General features: G+C 43.0%; 19 protein-coding genes and 1 riboswitch. Of the genes, 3 read left to right on the forward strand and 16 right to left on the reverse strand.

The genetic code is table 11. The annotated features are described in order from the left end of the window. The 8 genes from R50345_RS29130 to R50345_RS29165 all read right to left on the reverse strand — a co-directional run bounded on the left by R50345_RS29130 (position 1) and on the right by R50345_RS29165 (position 16,186). Positions 1 to 663 (reverse strand): response regulator, encoded by a 663-nt coding sequence (locus R50345_RS29130; protein WP_042131584.1) that lies wholly within the window; start codon positions 661 to 663, stop codon positions 1 to 3. Then, positions 660 to 5,738 (reverse strand): AAA family ATPase, encoded by a 5,079-nt coding sequence (locus R50345_RS29135; RefSeq protein WP_042131585.1) that lies wholly within the window; start codon positions 5,736 to 5,738, stop codon positions 660 to 662. Before R50345_RS29135 ends, R50345_RS29130 begins: the two co-directional genes overlap by 4 nt. A gap of 217 nt (positions 5,739 to 5,955) precedes the next feature. Beyond that, positions 5,956 to 6,591 (reverse strand): response regulator, encoded by a 636-nt coding sequence (locus R50345_RS29140; protein ID WP_042131586.1) that lies wholly within the window; start codon positions 6,589 to 6,591, stop codon positions 5,956 to 5,958. Between the two features lie 55 nt (positions 6,592 to 6,646). Next, on the reverse strand, positions 6,647 to 7,195 hold the full coding sequence (locus tag R50345_RS29145; RefSeq protein ID WP_042131587.1) for a LemA family protein: 549 nt from the start codon (positions 7,193 to 7,195) through the stop codon (positions 6,647 to 6,649). A 302-nt stretch (positions 7,196 to 7,497) separates the two neighbouring features. Next, on the reverse strand, positions 7,498 to 13,311 hold the full coding sequence (locus tag R50345_RS29150) for an NPCBM/NEW2 domain-containing protein (protein WP_052414774.1): 5,814 nt from the start codon (positions 13,309 to 13,311) through the stop codon (positions 7,498 to 7,500). Positions 13,312 to 13,566: 255 nt separating this feature from the next. Continuing rightward, a riboswitch (cyclic di-GMP riboswitch) is annotated at positions 13,567 to 13,653 on the reverse strand. A gap of 157 nt (positions 13,654 to 13,810) precedes the next feature. After that, positions 13,811 to 14,347: a hypothetical protein gene (locus R50345_RS29155; protein WP_042132569.1), complete on the reverse strand. Its 537-nt coding sequence runs from the start codon at positions 14,345 to 14,347 to the stop codon at positions 13,811 to 13,813. A gap of 115 nt (positions 14,348 to 14,462) precedes the next feature. Beyond that, positions 14,463 to 15,452 carry an EAL domain-containing protein gene (locus tag R50345_RS29160; protein WP_331281348.1) on the reverse strand — a complete coding sequence of 330 codons (990 nt, stop codon included), beginning with the start codon at positions 15,450 to 15,452 and terminating at the stop codon, positions 14,463 to 14,465. Positions 15,453 to 15,502: 50 nt separating this feature from the next. Beyond that, positions 15,503 to 16,186: a Crp/Fnr family transcriptional regulator gene (locus R50345_RS29165; protein WP_042131589.1), complete on the reverse strand. Its 684-nt coding sequence runs from the start codon at positions 16,184 to 16,186 to the stop codon at positions 15,503 to 15,505. Positions 16,187 to 16,320: 134 nt separating this feature from the next. Between R50345_RS29165 and R50345_RS29170 the strand changes: the two genes are divergently transcribed. Next, on the forward strand, positions 16,321 to 17,172 hold the full coding sequence (locus R50345_RS29170; protein ID WP_042131590.1) for a leucine-rich repeat domain-containing protein: 852 nt from the start codon (positions 16,321 to 16,323) through the stop codon (positions 17,170 to 17,172). Between the two features lie 15 nt (positions 17,173 to 17,187). On the opposite strand, the gene R50345_RS29175 is transcribed toward R50345_RS29170, so the two are convergent. The 3 genes from R50345_RS29175 to R50345_RS29185 all read right to left on the reverse strand — a co-directional run bounded on the left by R50345_RS29175 (position 17,188) and on the right by R50345_RS29185 (position 19,894). Next, positions 17,188 to 18,177, reverse strand: a complete 990-nt coding sequence (locus tag R50345_RS29175; protein ID WP_042131591.1) for a sensor domain-containing diguanylate cyclase — start codon at positions 18,175 to 18,177, stop codon at positions 17,188 to 17,190. 40 nt (positions 18,178 to 18,217) lie between these two features. Continuing rightward, a complete protein-coding gene (locus R50345_RS29180; RefSeq protein WP_042131592.1) occupies positions 18,218 to 19,012 on the reverse strand; it encodes an alpha/beta fold hydrolase in 795 nt (264 codons plus the stop codon). Positions 19,013 to 19,132: 120 nt separating this feature from the next. After that, positions 19,133 to 19,894 carry an SDR family oxidoreductase gene (locus R50345_RS29185; protein WP_042131593.1) on the reverse strand — a complete coding sequence of 254 codons (762 nt, stop codon included), beginning with the start codon at positions 19,892 to 19,894 and terminating at the stop codon, positions 19,133 to 19,135. Positions 19,895 to 20,196: 302 nt separating this feature from the next. Between R50345_RS29185 and R50345_RS29190 the strand changes: the two genes are divergently transcribed. After that, on the forward strand, positions 20,197 to 20,814 hold the full coding sequence (locus tag R50345_RS29190; RefSeq protein WP_231573980.1) for a TetR/AcrR family transcriptional regulator: 618 nt from the start codon (positions 20,197 to 20,199) through the stop codon (positions 20,812 to 20,814). Between the two features lie 94 nt (positions 20,815 to 20,908). Here R50345_RS29190 and R50345_RS29195 read toward each other — a convergent pair whose 3' ends face one another. After that, complete coding sequence (locus R50345_RS29195) at positions 20,909 to 21,664, reverse strand: class I SAM-dependent methyltransferase (RefSeq protein ID WP_042131595.1); 756 nt, start codon at positions 21,662 to 21,664, stop codon at positions 20,909 to 20,911. 14 nt (positions 21,665 to 21,678) lie between these two features. Next, entirely contained in the window at positions 21,679 to 22,221 is a 543-nt protein-coding gene (locus tag R50345_RS29200; RefSeq protein WP_042131596.1) for a hypothetical protein, read from the reverse strand. Positions 22,222 to 22,316: 95 nt separating this feature from the next. Here R50345_RS29200 and R50345_RS29205 point away from each other — a divergent pair, with 95 nt between their 5' ends. Next, a complete protein-coding gene (locus R50345_RS29205; protein ID WP_042131597.1) occupies positions 22,317 to 23,231 on the forward strand; it encodes a phosphatidate cytidylyltransferase in 915 nt (304 codons plus the stop codon). Between the two features lies 1 nt (position 23,232). Here R50345_RS29205 and R50345_RS29210 read toward each other — a convergent pair whose 3' ends face one another. From R50345_RS29210 to R50345_RS29220, 3 genes are all read right to left on the reverse strand, one after another. After that, positions 23,233 to 24,291, reverse strand: a complete 1,059-nt coding sequence (locus tag R50345_RS29210) for a copper amine oxidase N-terminal domain-containing protein (RefSeq protein ID WP_042131598.1) — start codon at positions 24,289 to 24,291, stop codon at positions 23,233 to 23,235. Positions 24,292 to 24,382: 91 nt separating this feature from the next. Further along, complete coding sequence (locus R50345_RS29215) at positions 24,383 to 25,129, reverse strand: uracil-DNA glycosylase family protein (RefSeq protein WP_042131599.1); 747 nt, start codon at positions 25,127 to 25,129, stop codon at positions 24,383 to 24,385. A 20-nt stretch (positions 25,130 to 25,149) separates the two neighbouring features. Beyond that, positions 25,150 to 26,373, reverse strand: a complete 1,224-nt coding sequence (locus R50345_RS29220; RefSeq protein ID WP_042131600.1) for an amidohydrolase — start codon at positions 26,371 to 26,373, stop codon at positions 25,150 to 25,152. Positions 26,374 to 26,417 lie beyond the last annotated feature (44 nt).

A 26,417-nucleotide genomic window follows, 5' to 3' on the forward strand; every position in this document is an offset into this window, starting at 1 on the left:
CTACAACGGATACATCATAGCTTGAAGCCGCACAATCGCCTGAGCCCGGTCAACCACCTCTAATTTGCTATAAAGATTGCTAATATAATTACGCGCTGTTCCCTCCGCGATATGCAGTGTATCGGCAATTTCGCGGTTATTGAGTCCCCGGATAATGAGCTGCGCCAGCTCCTCTTCTCGTTCTGTCAGACTCATACCACCCACATTGGATCTTTGCCGGTGTTCATACTCTTCCGTCAATCTATTCATCCTCGTCGCCAATTTGGCCGCTACCGGGGCTGGCAGAATAAATTGCCCTGATATCGTATCACGGATCGAGGCAATCATTTTGTCTGCATCCATATCCTTCAGCATATAGCCGCTTGCTCCGAATGCCATGCCCTCAACAATATAATCGGTCTCTATAAAAGTGGTCAAAATCAGAATGAATATATCCGGACGAATCTGCTTGATTCGTTTTAATGCACTGATCCCGTTCATAATTGGCATTTGAACATCAAGCAGTACCAGGTCGGGCTGGAATACTTCCACCATCTCACAGGCCTCTTCCCCGTTCTTGGCAGCACCGACTACCTCCATATCATCCTCCAGATCCAGAATGGTGCGGAGTCCTTCACGCGTCAACAATTGATCATCGGCAATTACAATCTTTATCTTATTCATTTTCTATTCCCAACCCTTCGCATGGGCAGATCAATCTCCAGTAGACAGCCCTCATTCATTTCTGAATCGATGGATAAGCTGCCTCCCAGTTGCTCAACCCGTTCTTTCATCGTCCTTAGTCCAAAACCCATCACTATTTGACTATCTCCTGACCCACGATCTTTGAGCCTAAACTGTAAATTCGCTCCGACAGATTCCAGACTAAAATGGAACTCTGTACTCTTACCATGTCTGATTCCATTCGTTAGGCCCTCCTGCAAAGCATGATAAATGGCCTTTTTATAGGCTGTTGACATGGCGTCCGGCAGATCATAAATAATGGCATGAATGACAACGCCTGCATTACGCTCTGTATCACGGATCAGTTGCTTCAACATGACCGTTAGATCGGAATACTTGTCCTCCTTCAGCATATGGACAGATCCGCGGATTTCATTCAAGCTATGACGGACAAGATCCTGTGCCTCAACCAGTCGCTGAACGCCGCTATCTATATCTTTCTTCTGGAGCAGACGCTTTCCAGCCTCAATTTGAAGAATCGTTGATGTGAGTGTATGCCCAACAATGTCATGAATCTCCTGAGCGATACGATTTCGTTCCTCATAGACTGTGGCTTCAGCCAAAGCTGCGGACGTCTCACGCATCGAACGCTCCAGGTCACGGGTTCTTTCTGTCACTTGATCCTCTAAATTTTTCTTAAGATATTGAATCCCCGAATATAGCTTGGCATTGGCAATAGAGATGGCACATTGAGAGCCAAGCAGCTTGAGCACGTCAAGCCTACTCGGTGTAAATACACCTGGTGATAGGTTATTCTCCAAATAGAGCAAGCACACTAATTTATTCTGATTCATGATAGGAAGACAAAGAACCGATTTCAGTCTATTCTTCCTAACGTAAGCGTTACGTGCAAATATTCCCTCACTGAGCGCATCATGTAATACAACCTGCTCCTGTGTTCTTGCCGCGTAGGCTATAATCGCTGCCGGAACAAGATCTGACTCTTCCCCGAGAGGAACGGATTCGATATGCAGGGCTTCCGATGTCCCGTGGGCCTCAACCATCCATCTTCCTTCATGATCAAAAATAACCGCCCCATATTCGGCTCCAGCATTGTGGAGCATAATCCGCATCAGCGTACCCAATAATCGGCTCATTTCCATCTCACCCGACAAAGCTTGTGCAGACATCACCACAGAAAGGGAATCGACCCGGTCGAGTCCGGGCTCACGTTTAATATGCAGCAGATTGCTGTGCTGCTGCTCAAGGTCAGCCGCTTTAGCCTTTGCGCCCCATTGCAGATAAGCCTCGTAGGCTTCAGTCATATAGATTCTTGCTAGATGCAATTTGCCATGACGAAGTCCATACTTGCCGTAGCACTCCGCCGCCATAGCTAAATCGTGAATATGGCCGTTGATACGAGCAACCTCAATAGATTGCTCATACAAGGCTTCAGCTTGTCGTGGATCTCGCGATAGGCGAATCAGCTCAGCCTTCATCAACAGATATTTATGCTCATAATTTACCGGGCAACGCTTAGCAAGCTTTTTCATTTTCTTCAGGCAACTGCGCATTTTTGCCCGATATATACGTTGCTCTTCAGCGTTATATTCCTCATACAACTGAGCCCAGACTAAACATTCATACATGATCTGCATGGGACTGTCTAAACCATCTTCACGTGATTTTATAATGGCAGCTGATTTCGCTAATGCCTCACTAGCTTCGCGGTAATCCCCAAATATATAACCTGTTAAATATTGATATATCCAGACCATTTCTTGTATAAAATTAAAGGTATCTCCATGAACCGACTGTGCAAAATCAGGTTCGCTAATCTCTGCAATGTTAAATGGATCATCTACAGAGCGATAACCTGTCAATCGAACTAGAGTAGCTACAGCTATGATAGCCTGCTTACAATGAAGACTGTTGTTATGGCGCAACAAATCTCCGGAATGCGCAATTAATCGATCATAGATATCGTCTAACGGATGTCCAAATTGTAAGAGGGAGGCACAGTTGATTAACACACTTTGGTTACCCTTCCATAAGTCACCTGATTCCAGTCCCACTTTTCCTGCTTTCTCGGTAAACGTACGGAGCATAGCTGGATCATAATGCCGCCAGCTATCGTAGCACATAGCGAACGCAGCTAAGGTTGTCATATGCACTTTCGGATAGGGTTCTGATAAGCTGCACGCCAACATGGCCCATTTAAATGTTTCTTCATCATTCCGGAAGTAATAGTATTGAAACATTGCATAGCCTATGAATCCAATGGAAGCCTGCGGAGTCATCCCATAATCGAGTGTCAATTCAATCATGGTGAAGGAAGAAGCGAGCCACCCATCCCGGTTGACATAGAAACAGGCATTGCTCGTATGTTCTAAAGTGGACATTGCGACTCTACGAGCCTCGTCCGTCATCGGCGGTAAGAGGTTCAGCGATTCGAGTGAGACCTTCTGTAGTCTGCGACGCAATCTTAACCATTGAAGCGTCAATTGAACATAGCTAGGATCAAATTGATGGCTCACTTTCAATAACGATAATGTATGTCGACCTAAGGAGATAACTTCTTCATGGTTATCATTACTTGCTTCCAATTGAACCTTCATCGCGTAGATGTAAGCCTTATCTGTATTTGTCGCAGCTTTATGGATTAACAGATGAAATAATTCATTCGCCTTATCAAAATGTGAACATAAGTATTCAAGCTCGGCCCTCTCCCGAAATACCCGGAAGGTTAGTCCATAATGCTCCTCCCAGCTCTGCTCCTCTAACATCGCTGTCGCCTGAAGCATATATTGTAAGGCTGTCTCATGTGCGGTGGTTTGCTTTGCACTTATCCCTGCCCTTAAGTTCAGTTCTACCAGTTGAAGCCTCTGCTCCGGGCGATCTATCCACACAATCGCCTGATTCAAATGATGGACAGCTTCAAATAGGACTGTTCCTTCATTAAGAGAGCTGCGGTCTAGCAATAACATCCCAATCCTCCAATGCAGCTCTGGGCGCTCCTCTTCGGGAACAAGCGCATAAGCCGCCCGATGAATACGGTTGTGTTGGAATTTAAAATGCGTATGTGCCTCTCCGTTAACAGGTTGTAGCAAGCGTCCATTTACCGCAACTGCCAATGCTTCAGTCAATATCTCTATCGGAATCTCCATAATTTCGGCAAGCATTCCCACATCGAACAGGCTGCCCAGTAAAGCGGCTCTACTAAGTGCATGTACCGTCTGATCGGGAAATTGCTGTAATTTACTTGAAAGATAGGCTGCTGCATTATCGGGAACATTCAATTCAGTAATACGCTGGAGGTCCCATTTCCAGCTTCGAATATCCTCGTCAAATACCACTCGCTGATCATCAATCAAATCCTGAAGGAATTGCTTAATAAATAATGGATTCCCATCTGTCTTATGCAGAAGTACCCGCGCTAGCTCCTCCAAGTCAGCAGCCTCGTAACGCATAACATCCAATAGCAGTTGTTTTATATCGGTGAGTTCAAGCGCCTGTAGAGAAATTTTACTCATCACTACGTTGCGGTCTATCAAGTGCTTTTCCAGACTACTGAGTGGGTGCAGCCTCGTAATTTCCCGATCACGATAAGAAAGAACGATTAGCAGATGACTCGTGGCCGTGTCCTCTATAAGTGAAGTGAGATATTGCAGCGATGTTTCATCGGCCCATTGCATATTGTCCAATATCAAGATCAAAGGATGATCCTCATGAGGAAAGAGTTGAATAAATCGGCTCATGATTAATTGAAATCGATGCTGAGCTTCCAGCGGCGGCAACGGAGGCACGGAAGGTTGCGGGCCAATCAAAAGCTCAAGCTTAGGGACAAGTTCGATCAGCAGTTGCCCGTAACCATCTACAGCTTGTAAAATACGCAGCTTCCAAACCTCCACCTGCAGCTTCGTTTCCATCAGCAGTTGACTGACCAATTCTTCTATCACTTGATGCCAGATGCCATAAGGGAGTGAGGTATGTAGTGATTCGAATTTGCCTCTGGCGAAAAAACCATCCGAAGAAATCGAATTTCTAAGCGTTTCTTTTAAAAAGGTTGTTTTACCGATACCACTCTCACCACTAAGCCAGACCGTCTTTACAGCACCTTGTGATGCTCGTTTCAGTGCTTCTCGTAAGCTTAGTTTCTCAAAATGTCTCCCGTAGAATCGTTCTGGTACCATCCAGCGTTCCGGAATATCCCAGCTTCCTAACAGGAAGGGCTCGAGGTACCCGAATTGTTGTAGGTGGGATAGACATTCCTCAAGATCTGACTTGATTCCAAAAGCACTGGCATATCTCGCATCAGGCATTTTCTCCATGCATTTACCAACAATGTCAGAGACAGTTAGAGGGATAGTGGAAACCCTGCGATGTAAAGGCTCAGGTGTATCTGCAAGATGACGATATACAATATCAACAACATCATGAAGCTCAAAGGGGCGGCTGCCTGAGAGACACTCATACATAAGGACTCCAAGCGAATAAAAGTCAGATCGATAGTCCGGGTTCAACCCAGTTCGACCCGTTTGTTCTGGCGATATATAAGGAAGCAAGGCATCCGGTCGCCCGCTTAAGGGTGATAATGGACTGGTGTCACTTTCCGTGGAGCACATTCGTATATCGATAAATTTCACTTCAAAAGTAACAGGATTGACGATTAGATGAGCGGGGGTTAGTTCATTTAGTGTTATTTTCTCACGATGAATTTGCATAAGGCAATCAGCAACACCGATAGCGATCCGAAGCAGCACTGGAAGCTCCAGTGATTCAGGTGTACGTAGTATCTGATCCAGCATACGCCCCTCTATATCTTGTAAGAGAAGGACTGGTCGATCCGGCGTGATCTCCAGACTATACGCCTCGATTGCTCCACGACCGCTAAGTCGCTTAAGCATGTCATACTCATAACGAAAAGCATCGACCATAGCAGATCCTGGATACTCACCTGTAGTTGTCTTGGCGATAACCCTATGGCCATCTTCTTGACGTTGGAGTCTGTACAGCCTGATATCTGAGATAGTCTCTATCAGATCTAACGTTTGGTATCCTGGAAACTCAAACATGAACAGCACTCCCTAGTTACAATTAGGTAGACAGAATACACAATATCGCAAAGTATTTATACTCATTATATCATCTGATCTCGCCGTACTACTCTATGTTATATTTAGTTCTACCATTAGTTGTTTGATATAACCTCCTAGAACTTTAGGAGGTGTCCCAAGAGCTATGATCTGGCTGCTGGGACACCTCCTCGTATTTAAGACTATGGTTATATTTCTACTCATAAGACATTTCATATTTCGTCAGCCCTATCGCGTTTGCATACAGTGCTGCCTGTGTCCGGTCATTAACCTGTAGCTTCGCTAAAATCTGGCTGACATGCTTCTTTACTGTAAATTCACTGATAAAAAGATGTGTAGCAATCGTTCTGTTGCAAGCACCTTGTCCAAGTTCAATCAGTACTTCCTTCTCTTTCGGTGTCAATTCATCCGTCGGACTGCTGCCGCTAATACGCATCTTTTCTTCCATTAAGCCAGGATCGTAATACTTTCGCCCTTTATGCACCAACTGGATAGCAAAGAGTAATTCCTCCGGCAATGCCTCTTTTAGGACATATCCATCTACCAGTACTTCTTCAGCCCTCAAAAAATCCTCTCTGCTCGCAGAGGAAGTCAACAGAATGAACTTACTAACAATGCCGCGGGCACGTGCTGTCTTGATGACATCCAATCCCGATTCATCAACAAGCTTAAGATCAATGAGAACAATATCTGGCTTTGTCGCTTCAATCACATCAAATGCTTCTTGACCATTTGTAGCTTCACCAGCAAATTGCACATCTGGCTGCATTGAAATGACAGATGCCAGCCCTCTTCTAACTAAAGGATGATCATCTACAATAACGATTTTCATAGATACGCCTCCCTCTAAACCTCATGACATTCTTAATTCTCCGTATCAAATCTACTTAGGATACCGTCCAATTAGCGTCTGCTCGTTTGGCCCCTTCCATATTGAGCAAAATTTCCGGCTTAAATCCAATAGTCACTGCAAGTAAAAACGCAGGAAACGAACTTATCATCGTGTTATAGCTTGTCACATTTTCGTTATAGATACGTCTGCTGGCAGATAAGTTTTCCTCTAAGATATAGATCCTTTGTTGCAATTTGATAAACGGATCGCTATCCTTAAGCTCTGGATAATAGTCTGCCTGAACATTGATCGAATGAATATACTTTTCCATTTCCACATATCTAATCAGCTTCTCAACCGGAAGATGATCATCACTTAAACCAGCACGCATTCTATGTACAAGCGCCAATGTTTCGTGTTCATGTTTAGCATAAGAAATTACCATCTTCGCAACTTCTGTTAATGCCTCAACCCGATTTTGTAAATAACCTTCTATGGTAGCAAAAGATTCTCTCACACGATTACGCATGCTTAACAATCGAGTATACGCAGCCATTAAATAAGCCCCGATTATAACAACGATGGTCAATCCGATTCCTAACATCTGCATCACCTCTAGTATATTTGATTGAATGGGCTGGAAGAGTTGGACCATCGGATTCATTATAATTAAAAGACATGTTCGGTTATAGTGAGCGTTGTCATCACTTCTGTCATATTACAAAATGGATAATTTTATAATATAAGGATTTAAAAGGGGTTTCCAAATCTTGCCCACCCCACTTTTGCCACACAGCAGAGCAGAAGCTATAGCGTGAAACTTATACATTTTTATATCTCAATAAAAAACAGGCGAATCATGGTTGAACACACCACAATTCGCCTGTTTTCTTTTGCCTATGGGATTTATTTGTTATCAATAAAAGAAATCAATTGCACAAGATTACCTGCAACTTGGTAAGTTAACCCCAACATGTAAGTTCCCTTCTCCTCGTTCGATAGGTCTATAGTGAACACATCCGGATTAGCTGCCCATTCATTCACATCAAACATGATTTCTTTAAATGTTCCAGTGTTTCTGACACCAGCCGAACTAGGGATCACTTTGCTGCCATCGATCCCTTTCACCGGATTGATAAATTCAACTACAGGTCCCTTTAATTGTCCTACCTCTACCATTTGAGGATCGGCCAATAAGCTCGTAAGTTTAGTTAGTCCTTGTAGCGGGGAGAAATCAGTGATTTCATTTCCAGTGATATCTAGCGTCTCAAGATTCTTAGCATACTGTAGACCTTTCAAAGATCTGGCTCTTCTGGTTTCGCTGGTTAACGTCGTAAGGTTATACATGTCACCTAGCGTTAGGTCTCCAGATACGCCTAATGTGGTCTTGATCGAAGTACTTAGATAAGGATCTGCAATAGTAATGACTTGCGTAAGGTCTAATTCGGTCAGACCTTCTATTGCTAGTTGTAACGCCGCTACTGCTGCATCTACTTCACTTTGTGTGACAGCAGAATTAGCCAAAGCCGCTTCTGCACCCGTGAGGCTGGCCGTAAATACCGCTATACTCTCAGCCGTGAAGCCATCTAGAGAGATTGCTTTAGCCGCTGCAATCGCTTGTTCCAGATCTCCAGTGAACAGGTGATCTCCATTCGCGAAATGTAGTTTGGTTCCCCCCCATGTGGCATGGTCAGATCCGTTTCCATTTCCGCCGTCCGTAACGACTAATTTCAGCTCCTTGGCTCCGTTAATATCCAACTCGATGAATTTCTGTGGATCTCTGGAGCCCATGACACCACTATCGAATCTCTTCTCTCCATCCACAAATACTTCAAAGCTCACCGAACCGACAGAACCGTACATTTGTCGATCTACACCCACATAGGAAGTGAAGTAGTCCGCGTTCTTATCGCTTAGATCGTATACAATCGTCGAGTTAGAGTGCGCTCCAATCCCTCTTTCGTAGGACACTATTTGATTGCCCTCGCCTGTTAATCTCAGTGCATTGGCACTAATTGATTTATCCTTCAAAGGTGCAGTATAGCTGTTCTGAGTAGAATTCCAATCATAATCCGTCAGATACGTAAAGTCCGTCATGTCTACTACGGCTATTGTTCTAGTCTTGGTAGTCGTATTTCCATCACTATCGGTTACTGTGTAAGTGATCGGATACTTTCCAGCTCTGCCCCATTTAACTTGATCTTCACCCGTAACCTTTACTTGAGCCGTCAAGTCACCATCTTCTGAATCCGTTGCCGAATAATCTGCACTTACTGCTATTTCCTGTCCTACTTTAGTGGATACAGATTTAGCTATGGTAAGCTCAGGCGTACTATTCAGAATCATAAACTTCGCATCCGCGAAATCGCCGTGATCTGAAGCATTTCCGTTACCTGCATTATCTAACACCAATTTCAATTCATTTACACCCTTTACAGGGATTCGAGCTAATTTAGCTTCCGAGCCAAATTTCATCAGTCCGCTATTATACACTTCTACCCCATCAGCGAAGATTTTGAAGATCACACTAGAGTTGCTTTGCTCTGGGATATTTCGATCAACCCCTACATACGTTTCAAAATATTCGAAATTAGCACCCACCAGATTATACACGATTTCAGAGTTAGCATGCGTTCCTAAGCCCTTCGCAAACTCTTTGGTTACACCATTTACAAGTAGCTTAATCGGGTTGTTAGTACTTGCCTTATCCTTACGAACTACATTATAATCCGTTCTTGCCGACTGCCAAGCTATATCACTCAGGTATTTATTAGCGCTGTACACAACAATTGTTCTAGTCTTTACAGCTGTATTCCCATCCCGATCTGTAACTGACAGTTCGACGTTGTAGGTGCCTGTTTTGCTTGAAGTAAACCCGTTCGGTTTTACTTCAACCGCTCCAATCAAGTTACCATCTTCCGTATCAAAGGCAGTCACATCGGTCAAAGCATCAAATTCACTGTTCAACTTCACGAAAGTTGTCTCTTCCGGCACTGTGATAATCGGTTTGCTTGAAGTATTCGTAAACTTTGCATCCGCCCATACCGTGTGATCTGAAGCATTACCGTCTGTAGCATCTGTGGTAACCAGCTTCACTTCGCGCGCGCCTGTTACTGGTATTCTCACATATCCATGCTCCGTTCCTGCCCGGAAAACATCGCTCGCGAATTTCTTCTCTCCATCTACATACACTTCAAAGGTTGCAGAAGATGGCTTTCCTTTCATCGCTTGATCGATCCCGATGTAGCTTTCAAAGAAGTCATATCCTTTGCCCTCAATATCATAAACAACTTCAGAGTTGGCATGAACACCAATTCCTTTGGCATAAGTCGCAGCTAGCCCTTGTCGAACAAGGGTGATGATTCCACCAGAAACGGCTTTATCTTTCTTTAATTCACCCCAACCAACAACGACTGATTTGGCATTAAGGTCTGAGATATAAGCATAGTCACTCGTTACCGTAACCTGTGTAGTTTTAGTTTCTGTAACCCCTTCGTTCTTCACTTCATATACAACTTCGTAGTCACCTTTTTGTGTTACATCAACGGTATTTGATTTCAGGGTAACATCAGCAGTAATATCGTTGCCTTGATAGTTAGCCGCTTTTACATAGTTCATCGGGTCAAAGGCTTGATTAAGCTTTAATGTAATTTGATCTTCAACAGACAGGGCTGGCTTGAAGGCTTTAACCTGCACTGGTTTCAATGCGTTCAGCTTCTTATCATAACCAACAATCTTGTACGTATAATTGATGCTGCTATCTACGTTCGTGTCCACGAACTGGTCAGTCCCAGTAAAACCAACCAACACATCATTTCGATACACCTCATAACCTAAGAAATCTTTCTTCAGATCCTTATTCATACTAAAGCTTAATGTGTTCGATTTAGCTGTAGCGTTAGGTGTGATATTAACCTTTATGGCAACATTCTTATCTGCTATTCCTGTGCCCTCATAATGAACCACTGAGTTATTTAAATACCATAGCTTTTTCGGTGCTGGATATTTAGCCAGCTTCTCTTTCGTTTCTGGATTCACAGTGAAGCCATGTCTGGCAAAATAGCTGCTTAAATCCAGTCCCAGCACTTCGGAGGAGAACTCTACTAAATACTGTTGCTTGGAATTGTCACCGTTAGGAAGGGATACCTTTCGCTCGCGGTACAGCTTGGTCAGTTCGGTCCAGTAACCCGGGTGCGCCAATTCCAACTGCCAGTAGGCACCGAGCTGTGCAAATAAGCCCTGCTGATTCATAACCACTTTATTTTCTTCGAGGACATATTTATAAATATCACTCTCAAAAGGAATACGAGTATCCATAGAATCCGCATAGACTGACATCAACATAGACACCATATTATTAGTTACTTCACCATATTCCCGTTCACCCATAGCCAAGCGATGCCCAATTTCATGATTCAATCCCCAACCTGGATAGACTTTGTTAAAATCACCCAAAATCGTCGCTACGGTCCCAATTTGTATCCCAGTATGATCTCCCGCGGCATACATTGCACCATAAGGCTGCATCAATCGAATATTTTCACGAATTAGCTTGGCATCATGAATCTCGCTACTGCCATCCAAGCCATAGAAGTCAAAGATCGTCTTCATCCAAGTATCATAGCCGGTTACGGTATTCAGTGGATTGTTTTCTTGTGTAATAAACTTGTTATACGCTTCTGTAGCCGTTCCTGTAAAAATAACATGATCGCTGACCATTTCTACTACATCAATAAGTTTGCGATCTTGAACATTCGGATGTGCTGCCTTATCTTCATCTATTTTTTGTTTGTAGGTGGTTAGGAAGGCTTTGAATTGTTCTGGATCTGTGGTCTTTGTCATCATAGGGATCTTCGTAAGCCCCTCGAACCGGATCAAAGGTGCTTTTCCTTGTTGCTCAGCTGTATATGGATTGACGATATATACTGTACCGCCCTTAGTCACATCATGTGCATAATAACTATTCGTCGCGAACTCAGGAACGGTTATAGTGTTTTTACCAGGACGTAATTGCACGCTTCTAGCCCAAACATTCCAAGCAGCCTCTTGTTGCGAAAATACTATTGCAGGCAATTTATCAGTAGAAGCTGCGTCTACATAAACATTGATCGTATCTCCAGGCATTGCAACGAGTCCCGTAGGTTGGTTGTTCGTACCGAAACCAATTCTCAGGTTTTGCTGTGCATGCTTTTTCATATCTCCACGCTGTTCAGCCTCAATAATGGTGCCTTCGGTTTGAACTTCACCATTTACTAGCTTCTTAGCCAAATCCAATGAGTCTTTAAGGATTGGATAGAGCGGATGTACTTTTGCCGCTTCTTCTAATTCATTGATTGCATTGGCGCTATTATAAGCAGGAACAACCGCACTCATCGTTCCATCTGTGAAAATACCATTCACAGCTTCGCTTACTTTATCCTCTGTATAAAATCTAAATTCAGCCGCAAAAGGTCTGTTAATATTGGCTTTTGTGAACTTGAATTTCAATCTTTTAAACTTCGTAGGCTCGAATTTAAACTCCAGAAAGTCGTTCGTACTAGTCGCGGTTCCGCTAGATACGAGCTGAAAGGTCTCTCCCTTACTCGTCTCTGATGCATAGATTTCAAAAGCTTCTGGGAACCCTTTGCGATTATCTCTAGCCAGGAAAGCCACTCTGTCTAATACTTTGGCCTGTGCTAATTCAAACACGACTTCATTCGTGAAGCTGTCGTCATTATTTTTGTTCGTTTCCCAATGTGTATTAGGCAGATCATCGAGCATGTATTCCGGTTTCGTACCTGGGTAGCTTCCACCATTCACCGTTACTTTTGATACGTTTGAGTTTGGCATTCTGTAAGCTTCGCTATAGGCATTTTCATATGCTGTGCCATACCCCTTTAACTTCGAAACCTTAGCTGCCGTTTCCTCTACTTGATGGTTTTCCAGAAGCACCTTTGCATTCTCTATATCTGCTTGAAACTGCGTGTACAGTGGATGTAACTGCACTTCTTGTTCTAAAGCGGTTAACTTCTCTACCGTATTAAATGCTGCACTAACTTGACTCAAGGTATCATCTGTAAATAAGTTTTTCATCTTTGCCGATATGGCATCTTCTTTGTAAAAAGAAAACTCTGCTGCACTCGCCCAATCTTGGTTAGCTTTTTTGAAGACAAATTTAAGTCTCTTGAAGGCTGTAGGTGCAAACTGAATCTCTACTACGTCACCTGCTCCGCCTTTATATTCTCCAGAGGATATTAGTGTAAAATCGCCTGCATCCGTAGTTGAGCCATAAATATCAAATTCCTGAGCAAACCCCTTACCCTTTGCACCGGATTGTCTTGCAGCGTATACGATTCTATTTAATTCCGTGGACTCATTAAAAACAAAGACAACCTCATTCGTAAACGTTGAGCTATTCGGTTTGCCTGTTTCCCAATGCGTACTCATATCGCCATCAATAGCCTTAGCTATTGGTGAACCTGAGTAGTTGCCACCGTTATTCGTGATGGATTTAATATTTGCAGGATTCATTTTAAAAACATCGTTATAAGCGCTTAGGATAGCCTTTCCATACAGATCAAACGGAATAACTGACGCACTGCTTAATAGCTCAGCTTTGCTTTGTACTACGCTGTTCACTACACTTACCTTACTTACATCACTTGCTAAAGCATAACCTGCCTCGCTCGAAAAACTGGCTATCATGGCTGCTGATGTAGCGATTGCAATCATTTTTTTCATCTTTTCTACCCCCAGATGTAATATGAATCTCTTCTGTACCCAAAAATGGGCACAAAAAAAACTACCCCAAAAGAGTAGCTTGATTGCGTATAAAGTCCATAAAAATTAAGACTTAATTTTTATTAAACTTTAACAAGCATAAACGCCTCGGCGCCCTTCTAAGGACGATACGCGTTTAAGCGAGAAATATAAGACATTAAGTATAGGTGTATAACTTATACTCACTTATATTTTAACAAAAAGCGTAATACACTCTTTGGCAGCTGGCTGACAATAGTTATAATAACCTTAGTCCCTATAGCTTTGCGTCCCTACATTTCCATAGGTTTGCCTATGAAGTTTCGAATACATTACAAAGAGTAACATAACGCTACATCTGATCGCATGATTAATTGGTATGAAATCCGAATAGGTAATTGCAATTAGTTTTTCTGTTCTGATAGATATTTTTTATTAACTATCCCAGACTATGAATGATACTTTAGAACTGCTTAGCGGCTTAATCTCCTAGCCCAAACAAACGCCGAAACCAATTCCACATATCACCCGTGATCGGAATTAACCCGAAACCATGCTCTCCAACAGCGATTACACCATATGCCCATTGTCCAATAGCTATCGCCCCAAACGCCGTATCGCCTATGGCTATCGCTCCCAATGCTTTTTCGGCTATCGCGATCGCTCCCACAGCCACTCCTGCAATCGCAATTGCTCCCGCGGCAAAGCCAAGCCAACTAAGTGCTATCGCTCCGAGCGCTAACCACATCCCCAGTGATATAGCACCTACGGATAGTACACCGACGCTTATTGCACCTATGGATATCAAGCCTATAGCTACATCTCCAATAGCAATTAAACCAACAGCCGTCTTCACTTGTGGCTTGCTTCCGTAACCATACCCCTGACCTGAGTATCGACCCAAATTGCTGCGAATACTTACCACCGGAAATGATGGAGACGGCCATTGATAATCAATTTCCCGTCCACCTAACCCTCTAGAATCCGCCCAGCGCGTGATGTACTTATGCCATTTCATATCCATCCCGTCCCCCTTCTCAATTACCTTAATTATACAACCCCGGGGTTTACCTGTACTCAGACTCTGACCTGAAATCCATCTCATCCTCTAGACGGAGATATGCTCCTTAGGATCACTGTTTGGGAATAGGATCAGGCTTTCCAAATAAATATCCCTGAAACAACTGATAACCACTCTGCTTGAGCCATTCAAAGTCCTCTCTAAACTCCACACCTTCTGCTAAAGGAACGGATTGGATTTCTAAAGCTTTTTCTAAAAATTGTTTAGCTATTTTCTGTTTGTTCAGATCGCTGGACACACCCTGCACATATTTCATATCCAGCTTCATGTAATGGGGTTTAAGCTCCAATAACATCTCGATTGTGCTGAAGCCCTCGCCAACATCATCTAAAGCGTATTCAAATCCCCGATCCTTGTAATATGTCAAAATAGCTTTCAAATGAGCGAGATCATCCACTTTCTCCGTCTCAACAACTTCAAAGACAAAAAGAGACGGATCGACGCCTAATTGATTGGCCAGTTCAACGGTTGATCTTAAGCAGAATTCTGGCGTGTAGATCGACGTTGGGATAAAATTAATAAAGGTTTTTTTATTTAAGGGTGCAGCATATTTTACAGCAGTCATTCTACATAACCGGTCTAAAGCATATAAACGCCCACGATTCCGTGCCGCCGCAAAAATCTCATTAGGATAGATAAGGGACCCATCATCTTTTTTAAATCTGGATAGGAGCTCGTATGCAAAAATCTCTTCCCGTACGTTCACAATCGGTTGGAAGTGACAAGTAACTAAACCCTTAGTTATAACCTCATCAATCCATTCCATATTAAGTACAGTGGGTAATTCGGATAGAGGTCTCCATGTTTGGTCATCTATACGGAATTCAAACTGCTCCGACTCCATATGGTCATTACAGAAATCTAGAAAATCCCGCACCCCAGCCTCCTTAATCGTAATCACATTTTCTTCCACCTTATGTATCGTATTACTTCTACTCAAATGATGAATAACCTTAGGTAAAATCCTTAGATTAAGCTCACCATGAGCCTTGATTTCAAAATTCAGCTCTCTTACTACACAATGATTACATGCCACATTCATAACCCCCTTTAATAATCAATTCTCTGAAAAAGATCCCGGAACTGCTCTTCTCAATCGAAATCCGTATACTCTAGTAAATACGTCGGGTCTAACACGGTGATCTGCTGATGTTGAATATCAATAATCTTTTGCTCCTGCAGATCTTTAAGCACAAGAGTAGCCGTCTCCCTTAATGTTCCGATCATATCCGCGAACTGCTGATGGGTCAATCGAAGATCAATCCTCTGTTTGCCTTGCTCCTCTACTCCGAATCTTTGGTATAGTCTTCTTAGTGTAAATATCGCACGCGCTCTCGCATCATGAAATTTCATTTCATGTAATAACCGATTCGATAAAAATAAACGGTCCATTTGCAACAGCATCAATTGCTCCTTAATCAACGGGTAGCTGGCAAGCATCTGCTCAAATGGCTCACGTTTAATCTCAAATAATACTGTATCGTTCATAGCTACGGCAGATAGCACCCTTACATTGGAGGGATGGATCACTTCCAGATCACCAAAGAAATCGCCTTTTCCAAAAAGATCTACGGTATGCTCTTTCCCCTTCGTAGTGGCGTACACCCTAATAATTCCCGAATAGATAATGTAGGCATGATCCCCAGGATCTGATTCTGCAAACACCGGGGTACCTTTGGAACAGGCCTTATATGTGAACAGTCTTGAGACCGCCTCAATCTCCTTCGAGGTTAACCCCTGAAAGAAGCGAGTCCCCGTCCAAAAAGAAGCTTCCATTTTGATGTTCCTTTCTTCAACACTCCATAATTTTGTATGCCAACATACAGATAATAAATCATCATCCTGTTATATTCTATCGTAACACTGCACCATGAACATGATGCCAAACAAATAACAAGGGAGACTCTTTTATGAGATATAATTTTGACGGAAAAGGACTTACCGAAACGCCAGAGATCATTTTTGAGAGTAATCCTCTACTAGAACTCAGCATGTACAACAACCACATTAAAGAGATTCCCGATCAGCTCTTCCTTCATGATGAATTAGAAGTACTGAATTATGCGGGTAATCAAATTGAACGGTTACCCGATAACATCAGTCGTTTAGTTCACTTGCGAATGCTGGATTTAGGCCATAATCGACTAAAAGTACTGCCGGATAGCATTGGCGGACTGCAAGGGTTGGATTCTTTTCTATATCTAAGCAATAATCAGTTCGAACAGCTGCCGGAGCAGCTTTGTAATCTCCAGAAGCTCAAGTATCTGAACGTAACAGATAATCACCTCAAGCAATTGCCTGTCCGTATAGGCGAAATGAGCAGTCTAATTGAATTGCGGCTATATTACAATCAGCTAGAATGTCTACCTGATTCGATCACACAAATAAAAGGGTTAAGAGAGCTCCATCTGTATGGCAATCAACTGACCGTTTTACCCGAGCATTTGGGTGCTATAGAAGAGCTTCGGATTCTTGATTTAAGTGATAATCGAATCGCTGCGCTGCCTTTATCCTTTGGTAAACTAAGCAAGCTAAGAAGACTGAACCTTAGAAAAAATAAACTGAATCAGCTGCCTGAGGAAATAGGTCAACTAAGCAGCCTCATAGAGCTTGACCTAAGAGATAATCATCTGCAGGAGATTCCAGATTCCCTGCTACAGCTGGATCGATTAGAGAAGCTGGATCTCAGATGGAATCACAGCTTGAGGGGAACAGACATTGTAGAGCAATTAGAGCAAAGAGGATGTATCGTATATAAATAACAAAAAAGCCCCCTGTTAAAGAAGCTTTTCATTCAAATCTATGCTATGCGTGACGCGGTTCCTCCCCTGCTCTTTAGAGGCATAGAGCGCTTGATCAGCTTTTTGCAGTAGGGTGGCTTCTGAATCGGCTGGAATAAACGTAGCTATACCCACGCTCACCGTAATCTGGCCCATTTCCCAAGTTGAATATGCGATAGATTGCCGTAAATTCTCGGCTATGATCTTTGATTCCGAGATATCTGTATTCGGTAAAAGAAGTATAAATTCCTCACCGCCATATCTAGCCGCAATATCCTCTTCACGAGATTGCAATTTCAAGATACTTGCCAATTTCTCCAGTACATAGTCACCTGTCTGATGCCCATAGGTATCGTTCACTTTTTTAAAATGATCAATATCTATAATACACAGTGAAAATACCGCTTGATCCCGTCCATACCCTACGATCTGCTCGTCCAGCTTCTCTTGAAGAAACCTTCTATTCTTCAGTCCAGTCAGCTTATCTGTATTAGATAATTCTACTAAAACGGCATTCATTTCCATCAGCTCAGCTTGCTTCTGTTCAATTTCCAGGTGAATTTGTTTGAGCTTTGCCAGCGCCTGATCTTTTTCCCAATAAGCCTCTTCTATTTGCTTCTTCGCAGATCGTAACTCTAGCTCATAATCGATGCGTTTTCCCATCTGTACTAAAATACAATCAATGACCTCTACACCTTCACACTCAAGGCGTCTGCCATTTAACAAGTAAGGGACGGCTTGTCCCTTGCTGTCCTTCAAATTGATAAATAACTCTTCCACCTGTCCATTCAGATTGATAAAAGGATAGAAGTATGAATGAAAAATAAGCTTGTTTGCCGTAGACATGATAGATTCAAAATGCTTATGCACCAAATCAACCTGCTTATACCCCATACGGTCCAAGAACGTCTGATTTACATCCTTGATCATTCCTTCATGGGTAATAGAAACATAGCCACAAGGCGCATATCTTAATCGGTCATCCATGATCTAAATATCCTTTCAACACAGCATGATCTCATCTAGCTTACGTAAGATATTCATTAATTAAAGTGATGGTCTCCTCAGGATGGCTTATATGCGGGTAATGCCCTTTAGCCTCCATTAACCGGAAGGTGCTATTATTCAAGTGTTTATGTAGATATTCTCCAGCCGCTATAGGTACGATACTGTCATCCGAGCATTGTAGAATTAGTGTAGGGATTGTAGCCTTAGGTAGATCTTCCCTATGATCTGAAAAGAACGTAACTTCTGCAAATTCCCTTGCAATAACAGGATCTGCCGAGATAAAGCTGCGCTCCAGCTCTTTCGTTAACATCGGGTCAGGGTTGTTCATAGCAAGAGGTGCCATAAAGCTAGCCCAGCCAGCAAAATTCATCTCCATCATCTCCAGAAGCTCAGTGATATCGCTCTTCTCGAAGCCTCCGAAATAAGTATTCCCCTCATTTAAATAACATGAAGAAGGACCAATCATAATCATTTTATCAAAATAATCCGGCTGCTCAATCGAAGCAAGCATCCCAATCATAGAGCTAATTGAATGACCTATAAAAATAATATCTTTGAGTTCCAACGTTTCGATGACATCCAATACATCCTGTACATATCCGTGGAGCGTATGATATTTATCTGTTGTATATGCACTTAAATCTGAGTTACCTGAGCCTACATAATCAAATAGAACGATTCGATATTTTTTCTCAAAAGAAGGCGTGATAAACTGCCACATGCTCTGGTCACACCCAAATCCATGTGCAAAAAGGATGGTTCTTTCTCCTTCTCCAATCACTTTTACATGATTCCGCGCCTTAACATCGTTCATTTCATATAACTCCCTCTATAGTTAGCATTCTCTCTATTTTGAAGGGTTAACCTGGAAATATCAAGAGCATAAAAAACTCCGCTAGAGTAATCTCTAGCGGAGTTTTTATGATATCTAATTCTAGAATGCTGAAGTCCATCCCGCATCGGCAGCGAGGACTGCTCCGTTTACAAAACTGGAATCATCTGAAGCCAGGAATAACGCAACTTGTGCGATTTCTTCAGGTGAACCTACACGAGGAATTACAGCCTGTGTTAGTTGAGTGCGGCTCATGCCGAACTCATTAATATTTTTCATAGAAGCACTAATGTTAGTGGCAGTAGCTCCTGGTGCGATGGCATTACAACGAATGCCTTTGTTGGCATACATAAAAGCTGTATTTTTCGTCAAGCCTACTACTGCATGTTTGGAGGCAGTATAAGTTGCTCCAGCATGAGCACCACTTACGCCACCTGTAGAAGCGGTATTCACAATAACGCCCTTTCCTTTTTCGAGGAAAATAGGTAGCGCTTTACGTGTGGACCGCATTACACTTTTGGTATTGATGTCAAAGATAAGATCCCATCTCTCATCATTAATATCACCAACTGGCTCAAAGCCGTCCATAATACCCGCATTATTCACTAGTATATCTAGTGTTCCATATTCATTTACTGCGGTATCAATCATGTTATTGATGTCTTCAACTAGCGCAACATTCACTTTCAACGCCTTAGCTACTCCACCATTACTAACGATTCCTGCTGCGACTTGTTCTGCACCTTCGAGGTTAAGATCGGCTACAATCACTTTTGCACCTTCTTTAGCGTACAACTCTGCGATTGATTTCCCCATTCCTGAGGCTGCTCCGGTAACAACTGCAACTCTGTCTTGAAGTTTCATGTTGGAAGTCTCCTTTACGTTTATCTATAATGTAAGTATTAATACAAGCAAAAACGCCTTCGGTGTCCTTAATGGGACGGTAAGCGTATATGCGAGAAATATAAGGATAAAGTATAGCGTGAAACTTATACTTCCTTATATTTTATAAAATCTCTAAATCACTTAAAATTTATTCTACTCAAGTTTAATCTTCTGCAATTTAACTATCAATATACAAATGAGACATCAAATGTTCATAAATAAATATAACTTGGAATTGTGTTGAAATAGGAATAGAAAATAGACAGTTAGGTGGTCTTCTGTTGCTTAAAAATCGAAGAACAAGTAAATCGAGGAAAGAACTAAAAAATGCATTGATATTACTCATGGAAAAAAAGAATTTCCGCACTATTACGATAACCGATATTGTTACCCTAGCCGATTTAAACCGTGGAACCTTCTATAAGCATTATCAAACCAAAGAAGAGCTTCTGAATGAGCTGATTGATGATGTGCTGGAGGATTTAATTAAGGCTTATAAAGATCCCTATCTCCATACCGATAAATTCATGGTGAGTGAGCTTACTACCTCTAGCATCAAAATTTTTGAGCATGTCGTTTGCTACTCTAATTTTTATACCATCATTGTAAATTCCAATGTTCTGCTTGGGTTTCAAAATAAGATTTGTGACATCTTAAAAGAGCTAACCAAGCAGGACTTAGTCGCGGTTAATAATACTAATAACAATATAAATATCGAATTATTTTCTAGCTATACGGCCTATGCTCTATTTGGATTAATCATGGAATGGGTAAAGGGAGGGTTCAAATATACTGCGAACCATATGGCAGAGCAGCTGATTCAAATTCTGTCTTTTAATTCACACAATGTAGTTATCAACACTTCTAATAAACCGATTGAGTTGGGTTCCACCCAGTGATTGTAATTTACGTTCATCTTTCATAACTAAAAGTAAAAAAGACTCAAACCCTATTAGTATTGGGATTTGAGTCTTTTTAATATGCCTATATTTTTTATACTTCGCCCCAATAAATCTCGGTCTCATATTCAAAAAACACTTTATCATCCTGTTTATTTCGTTCAAATAGGCTCCGCAGCTCCGTCATCATGTTCTCGTAACGTGGATCTCCGGGGGCCGGAATGTAAGAAGACGATCTTGCCCGCCCGCTTAATCCCTCGAAATCAAACACCTGCTGATTGCTAAAGTGTGCAACTTGCATCTGCCCTGTCTTAAAAAAGGAACTAAGGATTTCAGGGGTAATGTTCTTATGATTCACTTGAGTGTAGTCCGTGCCGAAAGCTTGCACCAGCTGCTCATATTCCTCCAGAAATGGGGTACCGTAAGTACGCCGAGAATTCCATATCAGAACTGCCTTTCCACCCGATTTAAGAATCCGCTTGAATTCCAATTGCGCTGCATCCCTATCAAACCAGTGAAACGCCTGGGCACACACGATAAAATCTACAGACTGGTCTGGCAATTCTGTCTTCTCGGCAGACCCTGGCAATGCGCGGAAATGGTTATCCTTTGCGAACTTCTCCTCCGCAGCTGTACGCATTTCCGGATTTGGTTCAACGGCTGTCACACGACTCCCGCGCTCCAGAAGCAATGCTGAGAATATTCCCGTTCCTGCGCCGATATCTGCAATATTGCAATTCGGTTTTAGCCCAATCGTATTGTATAAATAATCAATGGCTTCTTTAGGATAGCTCGGCCGATATTTCACATACGAATCTACCCGATTTGAGAACCGTTCTTTGTTATTCATCCAAATACTCTCCCTTAGCTTTTAGGTTCGTACTGACTTAATTTGCCTTGATAAATCAGCTTCAGACGATCGCTTTGCCGAAAATCATCAGGCGTTACGAGCGCAGGCAGCTTATTCCATAGCTTAATTCCGGACCTCTCCAGAATTTCCGCAACAAATTGTGAGCAGAAGTAGGAGTTGCTGAATTCGACAGGTTCCTTCAGTGCAATACCAATTACACCGAGAATGTTATAGAGATACTTTTGCCGGCTGCGGATAAAAACTTTGAGCACCCGCTCCATCTTCTCCACTTCGCGGGCTGTTACTTGAAGTTCGTAGAGAACACATGTTGTATTCGGATACTTACTGAACGTGCCTGTCTTAATATCCTCCTTCACGAATCCACCATTCAAAGGATTGCTCGGATGCTTTCTGCCAAAGCTATATAACTCGGAAAGCTCCCGATTAAAGGAGATTGAGGCATGATTATAAGGAGCTCTCGTGTAGCCTTGAATAAGCTTCGTAAAGAGCGTTCCGGTATTCGTAAGTAAGATAAAGACCGATGGATCATCTGCCATTTACAATTTTCCCCTTATCAAGATCGGACGTTTCCTTCATAATAACATATGAACCCATTAATGGAATCTACTCTACGACAAGTTGGTGATTAGCTATCGACCGCTCTCTATTAACGATAATCCTGATTTTTGCGGCCTTATCGGCCATTCACTTGATGTATGTAGTTATAGGCAGATTACAACCAAGTAAAGACTATACAGGTATCGGCTTTCGCATCAAAACCTGGTGGGGAATGCTCTTCATCTTTTGTTTGGCTACTCTTTTTAATCCAGTAGTCTCACTACTGTCACTTATGGTGCTAACCTTCTTTGCGCTCAAAGAATATTTCTCCATGATAAAATCACGAAAATCCGACCGCAGACTATTTCTGTGGGCGTACTTATCCATTCCTCTTCAGTTCTACTGGATTTATATCGAGTGGTACGGGATGTTTATTGTGTTTATCCCGGTCTATGTATTCTTACTCCTACCGCTACCTAGGCTTATTAATAAAGGGACTGTTGGCTTCCTGCGTAGTGTTAGTTCAACCCAGTGGGGACTAATGCTGATGGTATTTGGGCTTAGTCACTTAGCCTATTTTCAATTTGCTACACCGGAGTATGGAGCGGGGCTTGTATTATTCCTAGTAGTGCTGACGCAACTGAATGATGTGGTCCACTATCTGGCATCCCTCTATCTGGGTAAGCGCAAAGTGGTCCCAACCGCCAATCCTTATTTGACCTGGGAAGGCTTTGCTTGTGCGTTTGTCGTAACAACCGGAGTCTCCTATCTGATCTATCCCTACCTGACGCCGCTCAACCCGATCTTCGGTTTCCTGTCAGGCATGCTGATCAGTTTGAGCGGCTTCTTAGGCAGCTTAACGGTTTCCGTGCTGAAGCGAGATTTGCTCATCGGTGATGGCGATAAATTCGTAGCTTTAAAAGAAAGCTATTTAAGCCGTGTCGATAGCTTGACCTACACCTCACCGGTCTTTTTCCATGTGATCCGTTATTTCTTCGATTTCATGTAGATTAGTTTTCTACGACGATTTTAGTCGCTTGACCGATAGGCGGCATACTCTTGGTTAACATCGGACCGTAGAACGCATACACTTTGTCGCCTTTTTTCAGCTCACTTACGGCAATCTTCTGATTGTCTTTCGTACCGAGAATAGTCGTAGTGTCTGTAGTATTCAGAACAATTGTCTCGAACGAAGTATCACTGAGCTTATCGCCCTTGATCACAATGCGAGTCGCACCATTATCTGAAGGAGTAATCTCTTCGATCACGCCAGCCGTTCCCAACGTCTGCTGATCGGGAGCTTGTTCTTTCACAACAATCTTGATCGCGCTTGTCAATGGCGGCATACTCATAGCCATCACCATGCTATGCTCGACCTCGATGGACATGCCCAGCTGCAGGTCAGCGAAGGTTAGCTTCTTATTATCAGCAGATACGATTTCTGTTTCATCAGAAATACCTAGGCGAATGCCATGACCATACCCGTTGAGGCCGATTTCAGCATTTTTTTCGCCCTTATAGATACTAGTGATTGATCCTTGCTTGATCGTGTCTGAAGAGGTCTCTCCACTGCCTTGCTCCTTGGAATTAATCGAAATCGTTCCAGTTGGGCCGGCGATAACTTCAAGCTTCATCACTTTTTCGAAGAAAGAGAGTGGAACGTAGGTTTTACCATTCTTTAGCTCTGGAACAGCACCCAACGTAAGAAGTGTTGTGCCATTACGATAAGCATCTTTTCCAATTTGAAAAGACATCGACTGGCTATCTTTCTCAAGACCTAGCGATTGAAGGCTCTGCGTCCATGTTAGCTTGTATCCAAGCGCTTCAGCGGCTGTACGGATTGGGATCATAACTTCCTTGCTTGAACCTACGTATAGCGGAACATCGACTGGGGAGTAGCCGTTACCATCAATGACTAGCACATATTTTAGACCACCATAAGAATCTTGCGGTACAGAGGAATTAGTTGCTGGTTTGACCGGTGCCGGCTGAACAGGTGCCGCTGAGATGACGTTCGATACTATGAGCGTTCCAGCGAGGACCGCTCCGATTACTTTGAATGTTTTCATAGTAAAATTATACCTCCTGAGATGAATGAAGTTGTTCTACTCTATCATTCTTAACGTGAGGTTCAGGAAAAATGTTGCAACTGGAAGCCGTTCAGGCGTTCCATAAATGATCTCGTAGAGCCTTTGTCATTGCCTCTTGATGGCTGGCAAACTGCTTAAATCTATGCCCGTTCGCTCCCGAAGGATGAGGAAATCCCCATAAACAGCGCTGATCATCGAGCTTACCCTCAGATACTAAAAGCCGAAGCATACCTTCCACAGTTTTTCCTAGAGGAATAATTAAAGCTTGGCTCAGGATGCCCAACTCCTGCTCTAGTGACAATAGCGCACATTCTCTAAGGAACGGATCAGAAAGTAGCTTGGGATGTACTCCGCTATAATTTTTCTTCTCTATGAACACGGGAAAACGCAATAAAGAGGTGGTATGCAGGCTCGTTTGCTGCTTCTGAAACAATTCGTCACAGGAGGCAAGGCCCAAATACTGTTGAAGCCCAAGTGCATCTAGCATATGAATTAACGTATTCCTCATAGTCCCAGCGAATCTCGCCGCATCCTTCGCCCCTTTACAGACCTCTTCATCTAAAAGCCCGGCTTCCAACCCTCTGATCGCTTCTTTTATGGCTGCGCTCATCTGTGTAAAACCGGGTGTTAGCCCAATAATGATCACCTTTGCAGCAGGATTCAGGTACTCATTGTGCGGTGCATAGTACATTTCAAGCTTGCCGCTACGCTTCATAAGAAGCTTATCTACTTGCAGATCCGCTTTCGTTAGCCCGGTCTCCTTCGGAAGTGAGAGCAGCGCGGCTTTATACTGTTGTAAATGGTTAGAGATGAGCATGTCATCCACCTCTCATGACTCTATAATGACCCACTCACGAGACGGCCCTCGTACCATACCGCTTGACGCTCCGATCTTCGCGCTACAGCTTCAGCTGAACAGCTGGCATGGAGCAGCACAAAGCTTGCAGTGTCTCCTACCTTAGGCCACACCTGTTCCCCTTTTTGACTAAGAGGTGTTATTCCTCCTGTTATAAATCCAAGAGATTGTGATAATGACCGTTCATCACTACACCCATATAACTCTGCGTATCGCCCCACCTTCTCCAATTGATCGCCATTACCAAAAGGAGACCAGTGATCTGTAAGACTGTCTGTTGCCAGTTTCACTTTTACACCTTGGCTGTGCAGCATAGGTAGTGGCATCATCATTCTTCCAATAGGCACTGTGGAGGCAACCGTCATGCCGAGAGACGCCATCCGTTTGGCCATTTCTTCTGCCTCCTGCTGCGGGGCACCCGCGAACCAGAATGCGTGGCTAACGGTCACTTTGCCTTGCAAGCCAGCTTCTTCTGTCAGATCAGCCAAACGCGACAACGTCTGCTTTCCTGCTTCTTTTCCATCATGCAAGTGAATATCAATGCCTGCATTATTCATTACCGCTAACTCGACCATGGTCTGAAGTGACTTTTCGATATCTCCATCTACAGAGGATGGGTCGACGCCTCCTACATAGTTTGCCCCCTCTGATAAAGATTGCTTTACCAGCTCAACAGAGTTAGAACGAAGCAGACCATGCTGCGGAAACGCTACAATTTCTGATGAAATTTTGCCGGAAAAGGTCTCTAAGGCTTGCATGGTTGCCTCTAAACGCTTCAGAGCGCTGACAGGCTCAATATTACAATGACTACGCACATGTGTGGCACCGAAACCCTGTATAAGCGTCAAGATGCTCTCCGCTTGTTGTCTCGCCATCGGCAGCAGCTTAGGCAATAATACCTTCTCTTCCTCAATCCGTTCGAAGACACCGGCAGCAGGCTTTACCGCCTTCCATGGTCCAGCAAAATATGTTTTATCTAAATGGATATGCGCCTCCTCAAAAGAAGGCAGCATCAATAACCCTTTTCCGTCGTATTTAGGGAGATGACTCTGAATCTCGATGTCTGCTCCAATAACTTCTGAAATCTTATCCCCATCAATCCGGATATGACAAGCCTTCGTATTTGTACCAACCACTTGTTCATCTTCTATTACATAACCCTGTTCTAGTCTTATATTGGTTAACCAGTAAGAAGTATTTAACATGCTACCCATCCTTTGCTCGACAATTTAATATAGGCTCGTAAGAA

Source organism: Paenibacillus sp. FSL R5-0345 (assembly GCF_000758585.1).
Classification (GTDB): domain Bacteria; phylum Bacillota; class Bacilli; order Paenibacillales; family Paenibacillaceae; genus Paenibacillus_AQ.

Excerpts from the sequence above, each read along its gene's own strand:
- R50345_RS29155 (WP_042132569.1), bottom strand. The coding sequence starts at position 14,347 with ATGAAATGGCATAAGTACATCACGCGCTGGGCGGATTCTAGAGGGTTA.
- R50345_RS29220 (WP_042131600.1), bottom strand. The coding sequence starts at position 26,373 with ATGTTAAATACTTCTTACTGGTTAACCAATATAAGACTAGAACAGGGT.
- R50345_RS29130 (WP_042131584.1), bottom strand. The coding sequence starts at position 663 with ATGAATAAGATAAAGATTGTAATTGCCGATGATCAATTGTTGACGCGT.
- R50345_RS29170 (WP_042131590.1), top strand. The coding sequence starts at position 16,321 with ATGAGATATAATTTTGACGGAAAAGGACTTACCGAAACGCCAGAGATC.
- R50345_RS29140 (WP_042131586.1), bottom strand. The coding sequence starts at position 6,591 with ATGAAAATCGTTATTGTAGATGATCATCCTTTAGTTAGAAGAGGGCTG.
- R50345_RS29145 (WP_042131587.1), bottom strand. The coding sequence starts at position 7,195 with ATGTTAGGAATCGGATTGACCATCGTTGTTATAATCGGGGCTTATTTA.
- R50345_RS29200 (WP_042131596.1), bottom strand. The coding sequence starts at position 22,221 with ATGGCAGATGATCCATCGGTCTTTATCTTACTTACGAATACCGGAACG.
- R50345_RS29210 (WP_042131598.1), bottom strand. The coding sequence starts at position 24,291 with ATGAAAACATTCAAAGTAATCGGAGCGGTCCTCGCTGGAACGCTCATA.
- R50345_RS29215 (WP_042131599.1), bottom strand. The coding sequence starts at position 25,129 with ATGCTCATCTCTAACCATTTACAACAGTATAAAGCCGCGCTGCTCTCA.
- R50345_RS29185 (WP_042131593.1), bottom strand. The coding sequence starts at position 19,894 with ATGAAACTTCAAGACAGAGTTGCAGTTGTTACCGGAGCAGCCTCAGGA.
- R50345_RS29160 (WP_331281348.1), bottom strand. The coding sequence starts at position 15,452 with ATGAATGTGGCATGTAATCATTGTGTAGTAAGAGAGCTGAATTTTGAA.
- R50345_RS29135 (WP_042131585.1), bottom strand. The coding sequence starts at position 5,738 with ATGTTTGAGTTTCCAGGATACCAAACGTTAGATCTGATAGAGACTATC.
- R50345_RS29180 (WP_042131592.1), bottom strand. The coding sequence starts at position 19,012 with ATGAACGATGTTAAGGCGCGGAATCATGTAAAAGTGATTGGAGAAGGA.
- R50345_RS29150 (WP_052414774.1), bottom strand. The coding sequence starts at position 13,311 with ATGAAAAAAATGATTGCAATCGCTACATCAGCAGCCATGATAGCCAGT.
- R50345_RS29195 (WP_042131595.1), bottom strand. The coding sequence starts at position 21,664 with ATGAATAACAAAGAACGGTTCTCAAATCGGGTAGATTCGTATGTGAAA.
- R50345_RS29175 (WP_042131591.1), bottom strand. The coding sequence starts at position 18,177 with ATGGATGACCGATTAAGATATGCGCCTTGTGGCTATGTTTCTATTACC.
- R50345_RS29165 (WP_042131589.1), bottom strand. The coding sequence starts at position 16,186 with ATGGAAGCTTCTTTTTGGACGGGGACTCGCTTCTTTCAGGGGTTAACC.